Genomic DNA, 19502 nt, shown 5'->3' on the forward strand with positions numbered 1-19502 from the left:
GCGACACCTGCTGCTTGCACTGCCATCAGAATCGCTCCAGTTCTGGAAATGAGAGTGCGCCGCGCTTCACGTGCATGCGGCCGTATTCGGCGCAGCGCTGCAGCGTCGGGATCACCTTGCCGGGATTCAGCAGGCCCTGCGGGTCGAAGGCCCGCTTCAGGGCCAGCATCCGTTCGCGCTCCTGCGGCGAGAACTGGACGCACATGCTGTTGAGCTTCTCGACGCCCACGCCGTGTTCCCCGGTGATGGTGCCGCCCATCGCGACGCTGGTCTCGAGGATGTCCGCGCCGAACCGCTCGCAGCGGTGCAACTGGTCCGGATCGTTCGCGTCGAACAGGATCAGCGGATGCAGGTTGCCGTCGCCGGCATGGAAGACGTTGGCGCAGCGCAGGTCGTACTTGCGCTCCATCGCCTGGATCGCCAGCAGGATGTCGGCCAGCCGCTTGCGCGGGATCGTCGAGTCCATGCACATGTAGTCCGGGCTGATGCGCCCCGACGCCGGGAAGGCGTTCTTGCGGCCGCTCCAGAAGCGCAGGCGCTGCGCCTCGTTCTCGCTGACCTCCAGCCGGGTGGCGCCGTTGGCGTTCAGCACCGCGCTCATGCGGCCGATCTCTTCCTCGACCTCCTCGGGCGTGCCGTCGCTCTCGCACAGCAGGATCGCCTCGGCGTCCAGGTCGTACCCGGCGTGGACGAAGTCCTCGACCGCCGCGGTCATCGGCTTGTCCATCATCTCCAGGCCGGCGGGGATGATGCCGGCCGCGATGATCGCCGCCACCGCGTCGCCGGCACGGCGCAGGTCGTCGAAGCTGGCCATGATGCAGCGCGCCAGTTGCGGCTTGGGCGTCAGCTTGACCACCACCTCGGTCACCACCGCCAGCATGCCTTCGCTGCCGACGACGACGCTCAGCAGGTCCAGGCCGGCGGCGTCCAGCGCCTCGGAGCCGAACTCGACCGGCTCGCCCTCCACGGTGAATCCGCGCACCTTGAGCACGTTGTGCAGCGTCAGGCCGTACTTCAGGCAATGCACGCCGCCGGAGTTCTCCGCGACGTTGCCGCCGATCGTGCAGGCGATCTGGCTGCTCGGGTCCGGCGCGTAGTACAGGCCGTGCGCGGCGGCCGCTTCGGAGATCGCCAGGTTGCGCACGCCGCATTGGACGCGGGCGGTCCGCGCCAGGGGATCGATCGCGACGATGCGGTTGAACTTCGCGAGCGCCAGCGTCAGGCCCTCGGCGTGCGGCGTCGCGCCGCCGGACAGGCCGGTGCCGGCGCCGCGCGCCACCACCGGCACGCCCAGCGCATGGCAGGCCTTCAGCACGCCGGCGACCTGGGCCTCGGTCTCGGGCAGCGCCACGGCCAGCGGACGCTCGCGGTAGGCGGTCAGGCCGTCGCACTCGTAGGGGCGGGTCTGCTCGTCCTGCCACAGCAGCGCGTGCGCGGGCAGCTCGGCCCGCAGGGCCTGGACCAGCTGCGCGCGGCGCCCGGCGCGGAAACCGGCCAGCGCGGCGGCCTGGTCGCCGGGCGGCTCGTGGGTCGAAGGAAGGACGGCGGTCATGGCGTCGAACTGTAGCCCCGTGCGCTGACCCCGGCCTGAACGGGCCGTGTGGCGATGGGGGACGTGCGTCGCGACATGAGGGAGTGATGGAGAAGTGAAGGGGGACGGCGGCGAACGACCTCAGCGCGCGCCCGGCAGCGGCCACCACAACACCTTGCGGTCGAGCGGCGTCTGCGCCGGCAGCAGCGGGTTGCGCAGCTGCAGCACGCGGCGCTGGTCGATCCGGTGACGCTGCAGCAGATCGCCAAAGATCTGCCGCGACAGGCGTTCGAAGGTGCCGTCGGCCACCAGGGCGTTCATGCCCCGCGTGAGGTCCGCCGCCAGGCGCGGACGCCCGGGGCGGACGAACATGTAGAGCGCCGCCGGATAGTGCAACAGCAGGTAAGGGTCGATGACGAGGTTCTGGTCGGCGAAGCTGCCGAGCTCGGCGTCGATCTCGAAGATCGACCGCGGGAAGTAGTCGAAGCGGCCCGCCGACAGCATCTGGAACAGGCCCTGGTAATGCGTGCTGACCTGCACCGGCAGCCCGTTGGCGCGCAGCACGGCGGTGTCCGGCCAGTCGTGCATCTGCCCGGCGCTGAGCCGCGCCAGGTCCTTCAGGTCCCGCACCTGGCGCAGGCGGTCGCGGTCGGCGGCGCGCGTCAGGCACAGGCGCCATCCGATCAGTCCGCGGTCCAGCGGCACGCGGATAGGCAGCAGGCTCTTCTCGCGCTGCGGGTCGGTCATCGTCCAGAACACGTCGATGCTGGGGTCGTTGCTCGCCATCTCCAGCAGCGCGCGGCTCTGCACCATCTCCGACTGCGTCTGGACCAGCGCATAGCGCACGCCGCTGCGCTGCAACGCGGCGTGCAGCAGGCTGATGAAGTAGTCGACCTGCCGGTCCTGCTGCGGCAGGTGGCGCGGATAGATGACGGTGGTCGGCTCCGGCGAAGCCGTGGCGAGCGGGGCCGCGGGTGCAACACGGGCGGCCGTCGCGCGGTCCGGCAGGAGGGACAGCGCAGGCAGCGTGGCGGAGAGGGCCGAGGCCGCGGCGGCCTGCAGCAGGTCGCGGCGTCCCGGCATCAGGCGTCCAGGAAGACCGTCAGCACGCCGGTATAGCCATGCAGCCGCGCGTGGGCGATCTCCCCGTTGGCGAAGAATCCGGCCAGCGGCACCTCGCCCAGCGCGTGCTGCACCCACTGCAGCTCCGCCGACGGCGCGCCGAAGTGCGGACCGCCGCGGCCGGTGCAGCTGAAGTACAGCGCGCCGGCCATGCGTGCGCCGCGCTCCTCGGCCTCGGCGCGGATCTCGGTGCAGATGCGCACCAGGTCGCGCCGGGCGGCGTCGGGATGGCGTTCGCAGAAGCTCAGCAGTTCGCCCTCGCGCATCTGCTCGGCGACGGCGATGCCGCGCCGGCCCGGGTCGAGGCCGACCAGGTGCCGCACACGGACCTCGGCGCCGTACTCGCGCCGGGCGCCGGGTTCGTCGCTGAGGCCGACCAGCGTGCGGCGGAACAGCGGCATCGCCTGGCGCAGGGAACCGGATTCGCCGGTGTAGGCGGGCAGCTTCAGGTCTTCGAGCAGCGCGTCGAGCGCGGGTTGGCCGTCGAGCTCCGTCACCAGCGGACCATCGCAGGCGGTGACGCGGCGCTCGCGACCGAGCGGCTGGCAGCCCTGGCTGACGCGCGAGATCCAGCGCACGTCCGGGCCCAGCGCCAGGCCTGACAGGCCGCCTTCGAAGATGCCGTCGGCGATCTGGACCGCGTCGTCGCCGCCGCTGACCAACCCGCCGAAGAGGTAGCCGCTGCTGCAGCGCTGGGCGAGCTCGGCGATCAGCTCCTGCAGGTCGGGCGTGCCGCCGTCGGCGTGCAGCAGCAGGCTGCGGGATTCGCAGTCCGGCGTCAGCGGCCGCAGTCCCGAGAAGATCCGCCATTGGTCGGCGGGCAGGTCGCACAGCATGACGACCAGCGCCGGCTCGTCGAAGTACTCGACGCCGCTGGCGCTGACCGCCAGCGCCGAGGCCCCGACCCAGCCGCAACCCGGCCAGCGCTCGCGGACCTCGTCCAGCAGCGCCTGCGCGTGCGGCACGTAGGGATGCGTAAGGTAGAGGAAGCCCAGCGTCGGCATCATGCCGGCGCGCTGTCCCTCCAGCTGCGCGCCGGCCAGCGCCAGCGCCATGTGGGGATCGGGATGGGTGGCGTGCGCCTGGAGGAAACGAGGCATGAACGGCCCTCGGGGAAACTGGGGATGGCTCAGGGAGCCTTGCGTTTGGGGGCGGTCTTGCGCGCGGGCGCCGCCTTCTTCGCGGCGGGCCTGGCCGCGGAGGTGGCGGATGTCTTCTTCGCCGCGCCTGGCGAGGTTCTCGTCGCCGGCTTCGCGGCAGACGTCGGGGCCGAGGCCGCGGAAGCCGAGGACGTCGCGGCGGACGTGGCAGCCGTCGCCGCGGTCTGGGCCGTCTTCATCGCGTTGGCCGCGACCTGCGTGAACTGCTGCGTCAGTGCGTTCCACCATTGCATCGGGTCGGCGCCGGCAGGCTTGGGCCCGGCCGGGTCGCCGGCCTTCGCCTCACCCTTTGCCTCGCCCCCCGCCTCGCCCTTCGCGTCGGCCGGCGCGTCCTGGGGAGCCGGCGTCGCGGCGGCAGGCTCCTGGGGTCTCGGCGCGGGCGACGGGCGCGGCGGCACCTGCGTCTTCAGCACGTCCTTCAGGTCGGCCATGGGCACGTTCATCGCGTGCAGCGTCGACAGCGTCATCCGCTGCACCTCGAGCGCCTGGATGGTCGCGTTGAGCATGCGGGCGTTGTTCTCGAGCCAGAACTGCACGGTGCGCAGCTCGTCGATGCGTTTGTCCAGCTCCTGCGGGTCCAGCGTCGGCGCGACCCACTGGTTGAAGCCGGGGATCGCGGCGCCGGCGTTCTTCATCAGCCCTTGCAGGAAGTCGAAGCCCGGAACGAATTTGCTGAAGTCGGTGTCCGCCATGGTGTCTCCTCGGGAGCCGTCCTCGCCAGGGTCCCCGGCGTGCGCAGGGGCGCCCCGGGGGCGGCCATGGGCTCGATCCTACGTCCTGGCGGCGGCCGCCCGATGTCGGGGCGGGCGGTGGCCGCGTCAGGTCGGAATGTGGTTCAGGTCGGCCCAGCCGGCCCACAGGATCTGGATGCCGATGCACAGCAGCACGAAGGCCATCAGCCGCATCATGACCAGCGTGCCGACCTCGCCCATCTTCATCAGCAGCCGGCCGCCGTTGCGGTAGACCAGATAGACCACCGCGGCGGTGAAGGCCGCGCCGATGGCGGCGATGCCCGCGCCCATCACGTACGGCACCGGCGAGCGCGGGATCTGCGCGCCCAGCGCGATCGCCGCGGCGATGCTGCCCGGACCGGTGGTCAGCGGGAAGGTGATCGGGAAGAAGCTGCGGCGGACGATCTCGGTCTCGCTGATGTCGCCGGGCGAGGCGTGCACGACGGCGGTCTGGACGTCGTCGGTCTCGTTGCGGGTCAGCATGACCCAGGCGCTGTAGGCCACCAGCAGGCCGCCGCCGACGCGCACGACCGGCAGCGAGATGCCGAACAAGTCCAGCACATAGGTCCCCACCAGCAGCGAGACCATGATCACGACCCAGCCGTTGATCGCGACCTGGCGCGCGAGCCGCTTGAGGACCCGGTCGTCGCCGCCGGCCGCGCCGATGACGATCGGGGCCACGCCCACCGGATTGATGATCGGCAGCAGCGTCAGCGGCACCAGGAACAGGGATTGGAGGAAGGACGGCAGGTTGTCCAAGATGCGCGACTCCAGAGGAAAACGTCGGTGGGAAGGTCGGTGGAAAGGGGGGTGGGGAAGGCCGGCGGGAAGGCCCGGCCAGGCCGGCGCGGCCCAGTGTGCCGCAACTCGGTCACCGCGATCCGGATCGCGGCATCAGGGTTACCTCGAAGCCTTGCTCCCTGAGCAGCGCCGTGAGCGCGCGCGGACCCGTCATGTGCATCGCGCCGACGGCCACCAGCAGCGACTGGCCGCGCTGGTGCAGCTCGGAGATGCGCTGGGCGAGGGCCGGATTGCGCCCGTCGTTGATGCGCTGCAGCGCCGCGCGGTCGGCGGCGTCGGTCACGCAGTCGCACCACTCGGCGTATCGGTTCAGGCGGGCCAGGTCGCCGCGGTCGTAGACGCCCACCATCGTGTCCAGCGTGCGCAGCAGCGACTTCGGGCGTTCGAGCTGCTGCAGGTTCGAGCGCAGCTCATGCCGCGCCGCGTCCGCGTCGGCGGGCAGCAAAGCTTCGAGCTGGCCCTGCAGCGTCTCCAGCGCCAGCACCGGCAGGCCGCGGTCGCGCGCCCACTGGCTCAGCAGCATCTCCTGGCCGTAACGCACGTCCAGCCCCAGCGACCGGGCGCGCAGCAGCATGTAGGTGCTGGTCTGCAGCAGCGGGTGCATCGCGGCGAGGGCGTGCGGCTCCAGGCAGACCGCCACGGCCTGCGCGTCCAGACGCTGACGCATCGCGGCGTCCAGCGGCAGCTCGGGCATCGGCGGCATCTTCCACGCGTCGCGGTCGAGCGGGTCGAGTTCCAGCGCGACGGCGTCGACCTCGTCCAGCGCCTGGCGCAGGCGCGGACCGGGCGCGGCCCAGCCCGGCTTGCCGACGTGCAGACTGGCGTACAGGTAGGAGGTCCGACCGTCGCGCTTGAGCGTCCACATCAGCCCGCGATCCCTGGCCTGGGCGGCGAGGCGGTCGGCGGGCAGCGGGGCGGGCTCCGGGGGGCAGGAGGGCTTGGCCGGCGCGGCCAGCGCGCCGGCGCCGGCCAGCAGCGCCAACAAGGCGAGCGAGCCGGTGGCGAGACCGCGAGAGGCCCGCATCAGCAGCGTCGAGAGGAACGGATTCAGCATGGGCGGCACGATGCCATAGAACCGGCGCGGTTCGAGGCAGGCGGTGCACCCGCCCGAGAGCGCGGTCGACCGGGGCGGTCGACCGGGGAGATCGACGCGGGGGATCGACTCGGGAGATCGGCTGGGGCGGATGAACGGGACGGGGTCAGGCCTCGCCGGCGCGGAATCCCATCGGGCGGCGCTGGCGGACTTCCGGCTTCACGCGATGCTCGGCCTCGAGCAGCGTCAGGAATTCGTCGGGCGACAACGCCTCGCCGAGGATCTCGGCCTGCTGCCGCACCGCGGCGAAGTCGCCCAGCGTCAACGCGTCCAGCGCGCTCAGCCGGTCCGCGTGCGCGTCGCCGGGCGCCACGCCGACTTCGCGCTCGAACATCGTCAGCCGCTGGTCCGGCCGCAGCGCCTTGAAGCGGATCTTGAAACTGAAACGGCGCAGCGCGGCCTCGTCCAGATCGTCGAAGGCGTTGGTCGTGCAGATGAAGAGCCCGGCGTGGCGCTCCATGCCGGCCAGCATCTCGTTGACCTCGCTGACCTCGTAGTGCCGCTCGGCGGCGCGGCGGCTGCGCAGGAAGCTGTCGGCCTCGTCCAGCAGCAGCAGCGCGCCCTCGGCGGCGGCGGTCTCGAACATGCGGGCCATGTTCTGCTCCGTCTCGCCGACGTACTTGGACATCAGATCGCTGGCCAGCCGCACCATCAGCGGCCGTTGCAGTTCGGAAGCGATGTGCTCCGCCAGCGCGGTCTTGCCGCTGCCCGGCGGACCATGGAAGCACAGGCTGCCCATGCCGCGGCGGCGCAGCGCCTCGATCAGGCGCGGCAGCGCGAAGCGGCATTCGCAGTGGATCAGGTCGAGCGAGTAACGCGTCGCCGACGGCCGCGACTGGGGCGAGGCATCGACCAGGCCGAGCGCCTTGTCGGCGTGCAGCAACTGCCGGCTGACGAGGCGCTCGTTGGCGGCGGCGACCTCGGAAGGATCGGCGGCGCTGTCGTCGCCTCCCCGTCCGGCCCCCGCCAGCCGGGCGAAACGCACCGCGGTGCGGACCTGCGCCGGCGTCAGGCCGCGGCGCTCGGACAGCCGCTCGGCGAAGCCCTCGGGCACCGGCAGTTCCTCCAGCGCCTTGCGCACCAGCCCCAGCCGCGCGCCGGGCGGCGGCGAGGTCAGTTCCAGGTGGTACTGGAAACGGCGTCGGAACGCGGGGTCGATGTGCTCGATGCGGTTGGTGATCCACAGCACCGGGACCGGGTTGCTCTCGAGGATCTGGTTGACCCAGGCCTTGCCGTTGACGGCCATCGTCGCCGGCAGCTCGAGCGCCGCGTCGAGCCGGGCCATCAGATGCGCGGTGTCGCCGCTCAGGTGCGGGAAGACGTCCTCGACCTCGTCGAACAGTAGCGCGACGTCGCGGCTCGCCTTCAGGAACACCTGGCTGATCTGCAGCGAACGGTAGCGGTCGCGGCCGCTCAGCGCATTGCCGTCGCGGTCGGCGTACTCGACCTCGTACAGCGCCAGGCCGGCCTCGCGCGCGGCGACCTTGGCGAGCTCCGTCTTGCCGGTGCCGGGCGGTCCGTAGAGCAGCACGTTCACGCCGGCCTGTCCCTGCGCCACCGCCTGGCGCAGCAGGGTCGCGAGCAGCGTCACGTCCTCGGCGATGAAGTCGAAGTCCGCGCGCTGCAGCGGGCTCGGCGTCACCGGGCGCGTGAACACGGCCATCAGGTCCTGCGGACCGTCATAGGCCCGCATCAGCACCGGCGGCAACTGTTCGCTGACCTTCATCAGGTCGGAGAGATCGGTGATGTTGTGTTCGGCGATCAGGTTCTCGATCATGCCGACCCGCTCCAGTCGCGAGCCGGCGCGCAGCGCGTCGGCCACCTCGTGCGGGTCGACGCCGGCCAGGTCCGCGATCGCGGCGAAGGCTTCCTGCGCGGTGTTGACCTTGAACTCGACCAGCGCGCCGCGCAATTCGCGCTGATATCGCGCCAGCGTGCCGTAAAGCAGCAGCGCGCGCTCGGCCGCGTTCAGCTGCAGCAGGCGGCCCAGCACGTCGATGTTCTGCTCGACCAGCGTGGACCGGCTGCGCAGTTGGCCGTCGAGGGCGTCGCAGGTGCAGGACAGCAGCGCGAGGAGGTCCTTCGGCGCATCCTTGATGTACTCGTCGAGGTAGAAGAACACGGTGCCCTCGGCGAACGGGCCGCGCCACACGCCGTGGCGGGCAAGGAAGGCGGCGTCGCCCAGCCGTTCATGGCCGGCCCACAGCGAGTGGCCCTGGCAACGCCGCGCCAGATAGCCCCGCACACGCGTGAGCACCTGCGGCGGCCAGACGAGGTGACGCGCCGTCAGCGCCAGCAGGCCGCTGAGGTCGCGGCGCGGATTGAAGCGGTTGGCGTGACGGACCGTCAGCGTCAGCACGAAGTGCGAGCACATGCGGTCCAGCACCGGGCTGTCGGACAGGCCCGGGGAGTCCAGTGGAAGTTGCGCGCGCTTGCCCATGGTTCGTGCGGGAGGGGGATCTCCGGAACGAGGACGGCGTCGAGGACGCGGACATGGCCCCGGACCCGGGCGCCGCTTGCCGCGTCACCCCTCGAAGGGGCGCGGCTGCACGATCTTGGCGCAGGGATGGTTTGGGGACAAGCCCCGGCTGACGGAATCAGCGGCGGTCAGCGTGCGGGAGGCCAGGCGCGGGCTCTCCGCGGTGCATGGGGCCTCCCTCCGGGAACCCCAAGCGCCACTCCGGCCCCACCAGCAATCGCTGACTGCCCGTTTGCGGGGCAGTGGTCGACTGCCTGTCAGGGGCGGGTGGTGTGGGGGATCAATGCATGATCACGGGCTGCTGGCCCAGGTTCGCGTACTGCGCGATGAAGGCGTCGAGGTCGTCGACGTCGGGACCTTGCTCGATCAGGGCTTCGACACCCTCCTGGAAGGTCTGCGCCAGGGCGCCTTCGATGAAGATCTCCTTGCGGGTGAACTTGTCGACGATCTCGAAACCGTCACGCTGCAGCGATGGCAGGTTCGTGTGGTCCACCTGGGCGGCGTGCGCGGCATCGCCAGCGGACGGAGCGACCGGTACATCGAACTGGACGACGATGTAGCTCGGTGAGTCGTAAAGCATGTGCATGAAGGACTCCTTGGTTGGAGGAGTTATGGCCTGTTGCGACAGATTCAAGACCCGTCGCTCCCAACCAGGCCATGACCCATGGTGGCAGATCTCGCGGAACACGCTGCACCGTGTCCCAAGCATTTGTGGTGCCAACCGCACAGGGTTTCACGGATTCACGAACCGTAACGCGCACACACGGGATCGAGATCAAGCGGACATGCACGCGGCGGACAGGGTCACTCCAGCAATCGGAGCGCCCACTGCTCGTCGTCGTCCAGGCTGAAGCGCAGCTCGACGGCCAGGAAACCGCGCTGACCGTCGAGCCAGACCGACCATTGCAGCGCCGGGCGGCCCGCGCCGCGGGCCAGGTCGCGCCGCAGCAGCCACCGGCCGCCGTCGCGCGCGATCACCTCGAAATCCCAGTCGCTGACGCCCGTCGGGCCGGCCACCGGCACGCGCAGGCGTTGCCCGATGTAGGGCGCGGGTTCCGCGGCCATCATCGCGGCCACTTGCAGCCACCAGGACAGGCGGTCCTGCGTGCCAGCCGACAGCGGAAAGGCGCGCGCGCCTACAAGCAGAACCGGACGCGCGGCGTCTCGGTCGAAGATCTGCAGCTCCCGTTCGCGACCCTGGCGCGACACGCGGTGCCGTTCCGGCTGCAAACCTTGCGGACCGACGCGGCCTTCGCTGTGCCAGACCGGCAGCTCGCGATCGCCCGAGTGGCGTTCGAGCGTGATGTCGTAGCGCCCGTTCCCGATGTGGAAGTTCAAGGCGGCCTCGCCGGGTTGGCCGTCGATGACGAAGGCGTAGGCGAGGGCGCCGTCGCCGCGCAGCGGCAGCGCGAGCAGCGCTGGCACGGGCCGGGTTTCGGGAGCCGCAGCGGGCGTGGGCGCGGGACGCGAAGGCGTGCGTGGCGTGGCGGGCGGAGCGACGACTGGCGTGACTGCTTCTGGCCTGGCCGGGGGCGGGGCCTCGATGACGCGGGTCGTCACCACCGGCGCATCGATCGCCTGCGGCAGCGGACGTCGCGACAGCGCACCGATCGCCGCGGCGTGCAGCACCAGCGCCCCCGCGACGGCCGTCGCGAGCGCGACCCGATCCTGAGGTGAAAATGCCGCCAACGATCGCCCGACGAATGACTGTCCGCCCACCACAATGAAACTCGCAACCTACCGCGACGGATCCCGCGACGGCCAACTGGTGGTCGTGTCGCGAGACCTGAGTCAGGCATGCTATGCCAACGGCATCGCGACGCGCCTGCAACAGGTGCTCGACGACTGGAATTTCATGGCGCCTCAGCTGGAGACGCTGTCGCAGTCGCAGAACCACGGCCGCGCGCGGCATGCGTTCGCGTTCGACCCGAAGCAATGCCTGGCACCGCTGCCGCGCCTGGCCGGCTGGATCGCCGGCGAGGCCTACCCGGACCAGGGTCAGGCCTTGCGCGAGCGCGGCCTCGCGTGGCCGGAGCGCCTCAGCGCCCCGCTGCTGCGTGCCGGCGGCGCCGAGGCGCTGCTCGGTCCCACCGAACTGCTGGACCTGCGCACGCCGGGGCTGGAACCCGAGCCGCAGCTCGCCGTGCTCACCGGCGACCTGGCGCAGGGCGCGGTGCCGTCGCAGGCGCTGGAGTCGATCCGGCTGCTGATGCTGGTCAGCGACTGGGTGCTGCGGCCGGTGCAGCAGGAGGAACTCGCCAACGGCTGGCCGGCGCTGCACAGCCGCCCCGCGCTGCAGTTCGCGCCGGTCGCCGTCACGCCCGATGAACTGCCCGGTGCCTGGTACCTCGGACGCGCGGCGCTGCAGCTGCAGGTGATGCGCAACGGACGCAAGCAGGCGGTCGTCGACGCGAAGACCGGCATGCGCTGGTCCTTCGGCGACCTGCTCGCCGAGGCGGCCCTCAACCGGCCGCTGCGCGCCGGCACGCTGGTCGGCGCGGGCACGCCGGTGCTCGGCAAGCCGCTGGCGCTGGAGGCCGGGGACAGCCTGCGCATCGAGTTCAAGCTCGGCGACGGTCCCGGCCCGTTCGGCGCCATCGACATGGACCTCGCGGAGTCGGAAGATGCAACGTCCGACGCCGCCGGCCTCGACGAGCACACCCAGCACACCGAGAAGGCCGAGAACGCCGACGACAGGTCCTCGAACGCCGCCGCCGCCACCGCCCACTCGGCAGGCGCTGCCGAGGCGGCGATCGACGCCGAGAAAGCGACCCCCACTGACGCTCAAGAAGGAGACACCGATGAACCTGCTTCGCCGTGACCTGATCGCGCTGCTGGGCGCGGGCTGCGCCTCGCCGTGGGCGATGGCGCTGAGCCTGAGCGAGGGCGACGCCGCCTCCGGCGTGCGCGCGGCCCTCGAGCGCGGTGCCCAGGCGGCGCTCGCCAACCTGGGCCGGACCGATGGTTTCCTCGGCAATCCTCAGGTGAAGATCGAGCTCCCCGGCGCCTTGAAGGACGCCGCGCGGCTGCTGCGCACGACCGGTCAGGGCAGGCGCATCGACGACCTGATCACCTCGATGAACCGCGTCGCCGAGCAGGCGATGCCCGAGGCGCGCCAGCTCCTGGTCAGCACGGTGCGCAACATCAGCGTCGAGGACGCGGTGAGGATCGTGCGCGGCGGCGACAACGCGGTGACGCAGTTCTTCGAGGACAAGACCCGTTCGCCGCTGACGACGAAGTTCCTGCCCATCGTGACGAAGGCCACCGAGCGCCAGTCGCTCAGCGAGAAGTACAACGCGGTCGCCGGCAAGGCCTCCGGGTTCGGCCTCATCCGCAAGGAAGACGCCAACCTGCAAAGCTACGTCACCGACAAGGCGCTGGACGGCCTGTACTTCATGATCGGCCAGGAGGAGAAGAAGATCCGCCAGGATCCGGTCGGCACCGGCAGCGCGATCCTGAAGAAGGTCTTCGGCGGATGAGCGCGCCGCTGCCCGATCGCTCCCGGCAGGACGGCGCGAACGAAGGGTCGAAGGACGTCGCGAACGACGGCGCGAACGATGGATGGAAGGACGCGCCCTGGCTCGACCGGTCGCAGGACCTGTCGACCGTCGACGCGTTGCGGACCGTCTATGCGGCCCCCACGGCGGCGGCCACGCTGGACAAGGCGTGCGACCATGTCCACCCGCTGTACCGGCCGTTCATCGAGGCCTCGCCGTTCGCGATCCTCGCGACGCGGGGGCCGCACGGACTGGACACGTCGCCGCGTGGCGATGCGCCGGGCTTCATCGAGGTGGCCGATCCCAAGACGCTGCTGCTGCCGGACCGTCGCGGCAACCACCGCATCGACAGCCTGCGCAACCTCGTCCATGACCCGTCACTGGCCCTGCTGTTCCTGATCCCCGGCATCGGCGAATGCCTGCGCGTGAACGGTGTCGGCCGCATCAGCGCCTCGCCGGCGCTGCGCGAACGTTTCGCGGTCGAGGGCCAGTGGCCGAAGTCGGTGCTGGTGATCGAGGTGCACTCGGTCTTCTTCCAGTGCGCGCGGGCGATCAAGCGCTCCGAACTGTGGCATCCGGCTCGCCATGTCGAGCGCACGACGCTGCCGTCGACCGGGTCGATCCTCGCCGGCTTGAGTGCGTCGATCGACGGCGCCGCCTATGACGCCGAACTGGAGGAACGCCAGCGCCGCACGATGTATTGACGCGTTTCCTACAATCGGGGTCATGAACGCCCCGACCACCGCCCGTCCCGCCGTCGCCTACACCCGCGGCGCCGCCTTGCCCGCCATCCTGGCGCAACGCATCGCCGTCCTCGACGGCGCGATGGGCACGATGATCCAGCGCTACAAGCTGACGGAGGCCGACTTCCGCGGTGAGCGCTTCGCCGATCATCCCAAGGACCTCAAGGGCAACAACGACCTGCTGGTGCTGACGAAGCCCGAGGTCATCAGCGAGATCCACCGCCAGTACCTCGACGCCGGCGCCGACATCATCGAGACCAACACCTTCGGCACGACCACCGTCGCGCAGGAGGACTACGGCCTCGAGGCCTATGCGTACGAGATGAACGTCGCCGCCGCGCGCCTGGCGCGCGAGGCCTGCGATGCGTTCAGCACGCCGGAGAAGCCGCGCTTCGCGGCCGGCGCGCTCGGCCCGACGCCGCGCACGGCCTCGATCAGCCCGGACGTCAACGACCCCGGCGCCCGCAACGTCGACTTCGACACGCTGCGCGCGGCCTACTACGACCAGGCCAAGGCGATGCTGGAAGGCGGCGTCGACCTGTTCCTGATCGAGACCATCTTCGACACGCTGAACGCCAAGGCCGCGATCTTCGCGGTCGACGAGCTGATGGACGACACCGGCGAGCGTCTGCCGGTGATCATCTCCGGCACGGTGACCGACGCCTCGGGCCGCATCCTGTCCGGGCAGACGGTGACGGCGTTCTGGCACTCGGTGCGGCACGCCCAGCCGATCGCGATCGGCTTGAACTGCGCGCTCGGCGCGGCCCTGATGCGGCCTTACATCGAGGAACTCTCGAAGGCGGCCGGCGACACGCCGATCTCCTGCTATCCGAACGCCGGCCTGCCCAACCCGATGAGCGACACCGGCTTCGACGAGACGCCGGACGTCACCGGTCGCCTGGTCGGCGAGTTCGCCGCCGCGGGCTTCCTGAACATCGCGGGCGGCTGCTGCGGTACGACGCCGGATCACATCCGGGCGATCGCGCAGAAGGTCTCCGCCTACCAGCCGCGTCGCTGGGGCAGCAAGCTCTTCAGCGGGCTGGTCGCCGAAGAGGCGTAAGCAGCGAAAGCAGCGAAAGCAGCGGCAGAAACGAAGTGCCGATCCTGGCCCGCGGCGACGCGGCGACGCGGCGCCGGAGCGCCGTTGCCGTTCAGTACAGCTTCAGCATCGCATCCATGTTGATCCGCAGGCGGATCTCATGCGGCGCCAGGCTGGCCGTGATGGCCTGCGCCTGCAGCCGCGTGTCGCGCAGCACCGGCACGGTCAGCGGCGTGCCGCTGCGGCCGACCAGCGAGGCCACCAGCGGCGCGTTGGCGCTATGGCCGCGCTTGAGCACCATGCCTTCCTCGCCGTTGGCGAGTCTGACGAGCGAGCCCGGCGGGTAGAGACCGATCGCCTTGATCAGCGCGGCGCCGGCCTCGTCGGGTTGCTGGAGTTCGTCGAGGTAGACCGCCCGCGCCGCCTGCGCCGCGGACAGCGGCCGGCGGCTGCGTCGCGGGCTGAGGCGGGCGCCGTACACGTCGATGCGCCGGAGCAGCCGCGCCATCAGCTCGCCGTCCGAGCGGCCCGCCAGGGGGCCCGGACCGGCGTCGTGATGCAGCCGCACGGCGGTCAGCCAGTCCTCGTCGTCCACGCCGATCGCCTGCAGCGTCGCCGCCGCGCGGTCGCCGTGCCCGGCCAACTGCTCGCGCTGCGCGTCGCCCAGCGCTTGCGGACGCATCGCGTGCTGGTCCTGCTGCGCGCCGCTGTCCAGGTTCATCGTCAGCGCCGCCAGCCCGAGCGTGCGGCGGCGGCCTTCACCCCAGCCGAGCTGGCGCGTCGTCATCTCGACCAGCGCCAGCGACAGCAGCGCATGCCGCGCGCTGTACTGCAGCGGCTCCTGGCCGGCGTCGTGCACCAGCATCGCCAGCGAGGCGTCCGGCTGCTGCGTCAGCCGGGCCAGCACCTTGTCGAGCAGTTCGCTCAGGCGCGGCAGGAATTCCGGCCGTCGCGGATCACGCAGCACCTGCTGCGCGTGCCATTGCAGGTCGGCCCAGATGGCGGTGTGCGCCGGCGACGTCGCCTGCGGCATGGGCATCGGACGCGTGGGCTTGTATTCGGCGGTTGCGTTGGCCAGCGCCGACATCGACGCGCCCTGCAGCATCATCGTGTCGAGCTTGTGGGCCAGGGCGCGCTGGTACTCGCGCGTCTCGTGCGCCTGTACCCAGGGCCCGCGCACCAGCAGGTCGCGGACCTGCGGCGTGTCGGGCAGCGGATGCCCGGAGGCGAACAGCAGATGTCCCGCCGCGTCGCGCAGCGAGAACGTCAGCACCTGTCCCACGCGCAGGCTGTTGGGAGGAAGTTGGACCAGATCCACGGTGGCTTCCCATCGACGTGTCGTCGTCTTGTCGTTGTGCCGCGCAGGATACGGGCGCACCCGGGCCGGGAAGGCAATACGGCACGAACAAACCAGGGCCGGACCGGTAGAATGCACGCTGTTCCCGCTACCAGCAAGGCCGCATCGCGCCGCCTGCGGCGGCGGTGGTTTCCGAGGAGCGTTGCGACAGGTCCCGTCACCCGGGTTCCCGCCAGGCTCGGAACGGCGGTGTCGGACCCCTGGACCCCGCCTCACAACGGCGCTCACCGACCCGCGTTCCGCGGGGTTGCGGTGAGTTGCGCGGCCCCGTCTTTCGTTTCAGCTCACGTCCAGCTTCGAAAAGCGCCGCCGCCATGTCCGCCCCGAATTCCGCCTCCGCTTCCGCCGCTTCCGATCGTTCCGCCGCGTCGGCCACCCCCGTGGCCGTGCCGCCGATGAAGCTCTCCGGCCTGGAGCCGGTGAACATCGGCGCCGGCACGCTGTTCGTGAACATCGGCGAGCGCACCAACGTCACCGGCTCGAAGGCCTTCGCGCGGCTGATCCTGAACGGCGAGTTCGAGGCCGCGCTGAGCGTCGCCCGCCAGCAGGTCGAGAACGGCGCGCAGGTCATCGACATCAACATGGACGAGGCCATGCTCGACAGCAAGGCCGCGATGGTGCGCTTCCTCAACCTGATCGCCTCGGAGCCCGAGATCGCGCGCGTGCCGATCATGATCGACTCGTCCAAGTGGGAGGTGATCGAGGCCGGCCTGAAGTGCATCCAGGGCAAGGGCATCGTCAACTCGATCTCGCTGAAGGAAGGCGAGACGGAGTTCCGCCGCCAGGCCAAGCTGATCCGCCGCTACGGCGCGGCCACGGTGGTGATGGCCTTCGACGAGACCGGCCAGGCCGACACCTACCAGCGCAAGATCGAGATCTGCACCCGGGCCTATCGCATGCTGGTCGACGAGATCGGCTTCCCGCCCGAGGACATCATCTTCGACCCCAACATCTTCGCGATCGCCACCGGCATCGAGGAGCACAACAACTACGCCGTCGACTTCATCGAGGCGACGCGCTGGATCAAGAAGAACCTGCCCGGCGCGAAGGTCAGCGGCGGCGTTTCGAACGTGTCCTTCAGCTTCCGCGGCAACGAGCCGGTGCGCGAGGCCATCCACACGGTCTTCCTGTACCACGCGATCCAGGCCGGCATGGACATGGGCATCGTCAACGCCGGCATGGTCGGCGTCTACGACGAGATCCCCGCCGACCTGCGCGAGCGCGTCGAGGACGTGGTGCTGAACCGCCGCGAGGATTCGACCGAGCGGCTGCTCGAGGTCGCCGAGACGGTCAAGGGCGCCGCCAAGGACGACAGCGCCAAGCTGGCCTGGCGCGCCGGCGACGTCGCCGCGCGGTTGTCGCATGCGCTGATCCACGGCATCACCGACTTCATCGTCGAGGACACCGAGGAGGCCTGGCAGGGCATCCTCGCCCAGGGCGGCCGGCCGCTGCACGTGATCGAAGGGCCGCTGATGGCCGGCATGAACGTCGTCGGCGACCTGTTCGGCGCCGGCAAGATGTTCCTGCCGCAGGTGGTGAAGAGCGCGCGCGTGATGAAGTCCGCCGTGGCGCACCTGGTGCCCTACATCGAGGAAGAGAAGCGCCTGATGGCCGCCGCCGGCGAGGACGTGCGCTCCAAGGGCAAGATCGTCATCGCGACGGTGAAGGGCGACGTGCACGACATCGGCAAGAACATCGTCACGGTGGTCCTGCAGTGCAACAACTTCGAAGTCGTCAACATGGGCGTGATGGTCCCGTGCCAGGACATCCTCGCGAAGGCTAAGGTCGAGGGCGCGGACATCATCGGGCTGTCGGGCCTGATCACGCCCAGCCTCGAGGAGATGCAGTACGTCGCCGCCGAGATGCAGCGCGACGACTACTTCCGCATGAAGAAGATCCCGCTGCTGATCGGCGGCGCGACGACCAGCCGCGTGCACACGGCCGTCAAGATCTCGCCGCACTACGAAGGCCCGGTGGTCTATGTGCCGGACGCGTCTCGCTCGGTGGGCGTGTGCTCGGAGCTGCTGTCCGATGAACGCGCGACGCGCTTCATCGACGAGCTGAAGTCCGATTACGAGAAGGTCCGCGAGCTGCACGCCAACAAAAGGCAGACGCCGCTGGTGACCTTGGCGCAGGCGCGCGCGAACAAGCACCGCGCCGACTTCACGAACTACACGCCGGCGGTGCCGCGCTTCATCGGCAAGCGCCAGTTCCGCAACTACGACCTGGCCGAGCTTGCGCAGTGCATCGACTGGGGCCCGTTCTTCCAGACCTGGGACCTGGCAGGGCCGTTCCCGGCCATCCTGAAGGACGAGATCGTCGGCGCCGAGGCGCAGCGTGTCTTCAGCGACGGCAAGCGCATGCTGCAGCGGCTGATCGAGGGCCGCTGGCTGACCGCCAGCGGCGTGATGGGCCTGTACCCCGCCGCGCAGGTCAACGACGACGACATCGAGATCTACAGCGACGAGTCGCGCACCGAGGTGCTGATGACCTGGCGCGGCCTGCGCATGCAGACCGAGCGGCCGGTGGTCGACGGCGTGCGCCGGCCCAACCGCGCGCTGGCCGACTTCATCGCCGCCAAGGGCACGGTGCCGGACTACATCGGGCTGTTCGCGGTCACCGCCGGGCTCGGCGTGGACAAGAAGGAGCAGCAGTTCGTCGACGACCTGGACGACTACTCCGCGATCATGCTGAAGGCGCTGGCGGACCGCCTGGCCGAAGCCTTCGCCGAACGGCTGCACCAGCGCGTGCGGCTGGATCTGTGGGGGTATGCGGCGGACGAGACCCTCAGCAACGAGGAACTCATTGCGGAGTCGTACCGCGGCATCCGTCCGGCGCCGGGTTATCCGGCCTGCCCGGATCACCTGGTCAAGCGGGACATGTTCCGCGTGCTCCAGGCCGAGGACATCGGCATGGCGCTCACCGAGGGCATGGCGATGACGCCGGCGGCCAGCGTGAGCGGCTTCTACCTGGCGCATCCGGAGGCGACGTACTTCAACGTCGGCCGCATCGGGGATGACCAGGTCGCCGACTGGGCGGCCCGGATGGCGCTCGACCATCAGGCCGCGCAACGGGCGCTGGCGCCGCTGCTCGGCTGACCGGCGACGCGTCCGCGCAACGAAAGCCGCAGGACGCGGCCTTGTCCTACAGGCGGCGTTTCACCCCTTTACAAACGGGACAGTTTTAGGCCCCCGCGACTTGTAACAGCGTGGCATTCTTCGCCCATCCCCCGAGATAGGGGAAAACCATAAGAGGTGAATCATGGCGTTGAATACCAATCAGAAGATCGCGGCTGGGGCCGTCGGGGCGACCGTGCTGGTCGTGGCGGCCTTCTTCGCGGGCCGGCAGGCCGCGCCGACCTTGCCGGACTCGCCGGTGGCGGCGACCGAGCAGCAAGGCAACATCGTCGACCGCAATGGCGCCAACGCCGCGGACGAGGCCCGGGCGGCCCGCCGCTCCGGGGATGACGCCGTCCAGCAGCGTCCGGCCAACGACTCGCGCCGCGTCTCGCAGCAGCAGGCGCCGCGCGACGGCGGTTCGACCGGTTATGCGGACAACGCCGGCACGTCCGGCGCGGGCCAGACCGAGTCCCGCCTGTGCGCATCCTGCGCGACGGTGCTGTCGGTCCGTACCGAGGCGCGTGAAGGCCAGGGCACCGGCATCGGCGTCGTCGGCGGCGCGGTGGTCGGCGGCCTGCTGGGCAGCGCGGTTGGCGGCGGCACGGGCAAGAAGATCGCCACGGTCGGCGGCGCGGTCGCGGGCGGCTACGCGGGCAACGAGATCGAGAAGCGCCAGCGCAGCACCACCGTGTGGGTGGTCAAGATGCGCAACGCCGACCAGAGCAACCGCACGATGACGTTCAGCCACGACCCGGGCGTGCAGAACGGCGACATCGTGCGCGTGAACGACGGTCAGCTGATCCGCCAGTAAACGCTGCGCTCCGGGCGGG

General features: G+C 70.5%; 16 protein-coding genes and 1 riboswitch. Of the genes, 6 read left to right on the forward strand and 10 right to left on the reverse strand.

Going from position 1 to position 19502, the window contains the following annotated elements; genetic code table 11:
• Positions 1-25 precede the first annotated feature (25 nt).
• The 9 genes from ACQ4L4_RS23055 to ACQ4L4_RS23095 form a co-directional block, all read right to left on the reverse strand.
• Positions 26-1552 carry an FAD-linked oxidase C-terminal domain-containing protein gene (locus ACQ4L4_RS23055; RefSeq protein ID WP_431101178.1) on the reverse strand — a complete coding sequence of 509 codons (1527 nt, stop codon included), beginning with the start codon at positions 1550-1552 and terminating at the stop codon, positions 26-28.
• 120 nt (positions 1553-1672) lie between these two features.
• Positions 1673-2614, reverse strand: a complete 942-nt coding sequence (locus ACQ4L4_RS23060; RefSeq protein WP_431101179.1) for a substrate-binding periplasmic protein — start codon at positions 2612-2614, stop codon at positions 1673-1675.
• Positions 2614-3753 carry an FIST signal transduction protein gene (locus ACQ4L4_RS23065; RefSeq protein WP_431101181.1) on the reverse strand — a complete coding sequence of 380 codons (1140 nt, stop codon included), beginning with the start codon at positions 3751-3753 and terminating at the stop codon, positions 2614-2616. Before ACQ4L4_RS23065 ends, ACQ4L4_RS23060 begins: the two co-directional genes overlap by 1 nt.
• A gap of 29 nt (positions 3754-3782) precedes the next feature.
• On the reverse strand, positions 3783-4505 hold the full coding sequence (locus tag ACQ4L4_RS23070; protein WP_431101182.1) for a PhaM family polyhydroxyalkanoate granule multifunctional regulatory protein: 723 nt from the start codon (positions 4503-4505) through the stop codon (positions 3783-3785).
• Between the two features lie 126 nt (positions 4506-4631).
• On the reverse strand, positions 4632-5303 hold the full coding sequence (locus ACQ4L4_RS23075; protein WP_431101183.1) for a MarC family protein: 672 nt from the start codon (positions 5301-5303) through the stop codon (positions 4632-4634).
• A 112-nt stretch (positions 5304-5415) separates the two neighbouring features.
• The gene (locus tag ACQ4L4_RS23080) at positions 5416-6399 is read right to left on the reverse strand and encodes a TraB/GumN family protein (RefSeq protein WP_431101184.1); all 984 of its coding nucleotides are present in this window, start codon (positions 6397-6399) and stop codon (positions 5416-5418) included.
• A 145-nt stretch (positions 6400-6544) separates the two neighbouring features.
• On the reverse strand, positions 6545-8878 hold the full coding sequence (locus ACQ4L4_RS23085; RefSeq protein WP_431101185.1) for an ATP-binding protein: 2334 nt from the start codon (positions 8876-8878) through the stop codon (positions 6545-6547).
• 319 nt (positions 8879-9197) lie between these two features.
• Positions 9198-9503: a BTH_I0359 family protein gene (locus ACQ4L4_RS23090; RefSeq protein WP_067279348.1), complete on the reverse strand. Its 306-nt coding sequence runs from the start codon at positions 9501-9503 to the stop codon at positions 9198-9200.
• 218 nt (positions 9504-9721) lie between these two features.
• A complete protein-coding gene (locus ACQ4L4_RS23095; RefSeq protein ID WP_431101187.1) occupies positions 9722-10606 on the reverse strand; it encodes a hypothetical protein in 885 nt (294 codons plus the stop codon).
• Positions 10607-10640: 34 nt separating this feature from the next.
• Between ACQ4L4_RS23095 and ACQ4L4_RS23100 the strand changes: the two genes are divergently transcribed.
• The 4 genes from ACQ4L4_RS23100 to ACQ4L4_RS23115 are packed head-to-tail and all read left to right on the forward strand — an operon-like array spanning position 10641 to position 14217.
• Positions 10641-11738: a fumarylacetoacetate hydrolase family protein gene (locus ACQ4L4_RS23100; protein ID WP_431101188.1), complete on the forward strand. Its 1098-nt coding sequence runs from the start codon at positions 10641-10643 to the stop codon at positions 11736-11738.
• Positions 11719-12396: a DUF4197 domain-containing protein gene (locus ACQ4L4_RS23105; RefSeq protein WP_431101189.1), complete on the forward strand. Its 678-nt coding sequence runs from the start codon at positions 11719-11721 to the stop codon at positions 12394-12396. The genes ACQ4L4_RS23100 and ACQ4L4_RS23105 overlap by 20 nt, the downstream gene beginning before the upstream one ends.
• Positions 12393-13118 carry a pyridoxamine 5'-phosphate oxidase family protein gene (locus tag ACQ4L4_RS23110; protein WP_431101190.1) on the forward strand — a complete coding sequence of 242 codons (726 nt, stop codon included), beginning with the start codon at positions 12393-12395 and terminating at the stop codon, positions 13116-13118. Before ACQ4L4_RS23105 ends, ACQ4L4_RS23110 begins: the two co-directional genes overlap by 4 nt.
• A 22-nt stretch (positions 13119-13140) precedes the next feature.
• Positions 13141-14217, forward strand: coding sequence for a homocysteine S-methyltransferase family protein (locus tag ACQ4L4_RS23115; RefSeq protein ID WP_431101191.1), 1077 nt, complete (start codon positions 13141-13143; stop codon positions 14215-14217).
• A gap of 91 nt (positions 14218-14308) precedes the next feature.
• Here the strand turns inward: ACQ4L4_RS23115 and ACQ4L4_RS23120 are convergent, their stop codons facing one another.
• Positions 14309-15514 carry a hypothetical protein gene (locus ACQ4L4_RS23120; protein ID WP_431101192.1) on the reverse strand — a complete coding sequence of 402 codons (1206 nt, stop codon included), beginning with the start codon at positions 15512-15514 and terminating at the stop codon, positions 14309-14311.
• Positions 15515-15681: 167 nt separating this feature from the next.
• Positions 15682-15786: riboswitch (S-adenosyl-L-homocysteine riboswitch) on the forward strand.
• A gap of 162 nt (positions 15787-15948) precedes the next feature.
• Between ACQ4L4_RS23120 and metH the strand changes: the two genes are divergently transcribed.
• Together metH and ACQ4L4_RS23130 are read left to right on the forward strand one after the other, a co-directional pair.
• On the forward strand, positions 15949-18651 hold the full coding sequence (gene metH / locus ACQ4L4_RS23125) for a methionine synthase (RefSeq protein WP_431104997.1): 2703 nt from the start codon (positions 15949-15951) through the stop codon (positions 18649-18651).
• Positions 18652-18814: 163 nt separating this feature from the next.
• Positions 18815-19483 (forward strand): glycine zipper 2TM domain-containing protein, encoded by a 669-nt coding sequence (locus tag ACQ4L4_RS23130; RefSeq protein WP_431101193.1) that lies wholly within the window; start codon positions 18815-18817, stop codon positions 19481-19483.
• The last annotated feature ends 19 nt before the right edge of the window (positions 19484-19502 follow it).

This window comes from Roseateles noduli (genome assembly GCF_050626985.1).
In the GTDB taxonomy this organism is placed as follows: domain Bacteria; phylum Pseudomonadota; class Gammaproteobacteria; order Burkholderiales; family Burkholderiaceae_C; genus Roseateles; species Roseateles noduli_A.

Bases quoted from the DNA above. Each gene is read 5' to 3' on its own strand.
- ACQ4L4_RS23055 (WP_431101178.1), bottom strand. From the start codon at position 1,552: ATGACCGCCGTCCTTCCTTCGACCCACGAGCCGCCCGGCGACCAGGCC.
- ACQ4L4_RS23060 (WP_431101179.1), bottom strand. From the start codon at position 2,614: ATGCCGGGACGCCGCGACCTGCTGCAGGCCGCCGCGGCCTCGGCCCTC.
- ACQ4L4_RS23065 (WP_431101181.1), bottom strand. From the start codon at position 3,753: ATGCCTCGTTTCCTCCAGGCGCACGCCACCCATCCCGATCCCCACATG.
- ACQ4L4_RS23070 (WP_431101182.1), bottom strand. From the start codon at position 4,505: ATGGCGGACACCGACTTCAGCAAATTCGTTCCGGGCTTCGACTTCCTG.
- ACQ4L4_RS23080 (WP_431101184.1), bottom strand. From the start codon at position 6,399: ATGCTGAATCCGTTCCTCTCGACGCTGCTGATGCGGGCCTCTCGCGGT.
- ACQ4L4_RS23085 (WP_431101185.1), bottom strand. From the start codon at position 8,878: ATGGGCAAGCGCGCGCAACTTCCACTGGACTCCCCGGGCCTGTCCGAC.
- ACQ4L4_RS23090 (WP_067279348.1), bottom strand. From the start codon at position 9,503: ATGCACATGCTTTACGACTCACCGAGCTACATCGTCGTCCAGTTCGAT.
- ACQ4L4_RS23100 (WP_431101188.1), top strand. From the start codon at position 10,641: ATGAAACTCGCAACCTACCGCGACGGATCCCGCGACGGCCAACTGGTG.
- ACQ4L4_RS23105 (WP_431101189.1), top strand. From the start codon at position 11,719: ATGAACCTGCTTCGCCGTGACCTGATCGCGCTGCTGGGCGCGGGCTGC.
- ACQ4L4_RS23110 (WP_431101190.1), top strand. From the start codon at position 12,393: ATGAGCGCGCCGCTGCCCGATCGCTCCCGGCAGGACGGCGCGAACGAA.
- ACQ4L4_RS23115 (WP_431101191.1), top strand. From the start codon at position 13,141: ATGAACGCCCCGACCACCGCCCGTCCCGCCGTCGCCTACACCCGCGGC.
- metH (WP_431104997.1), top strand. From the start codon at position 15,949: ATGAAGCTCTCCGGCCTGGAGCCGGTGAACATCGGCGCCGGCACGCTG.
- ACQ4L4_RS23130 (WP_431101193.1), top strand. From the start codon at position 18,815: ATGGCGTTGAATACCAATCAGAAGATCGCGGCTGGGGCCGTCGGGGCG.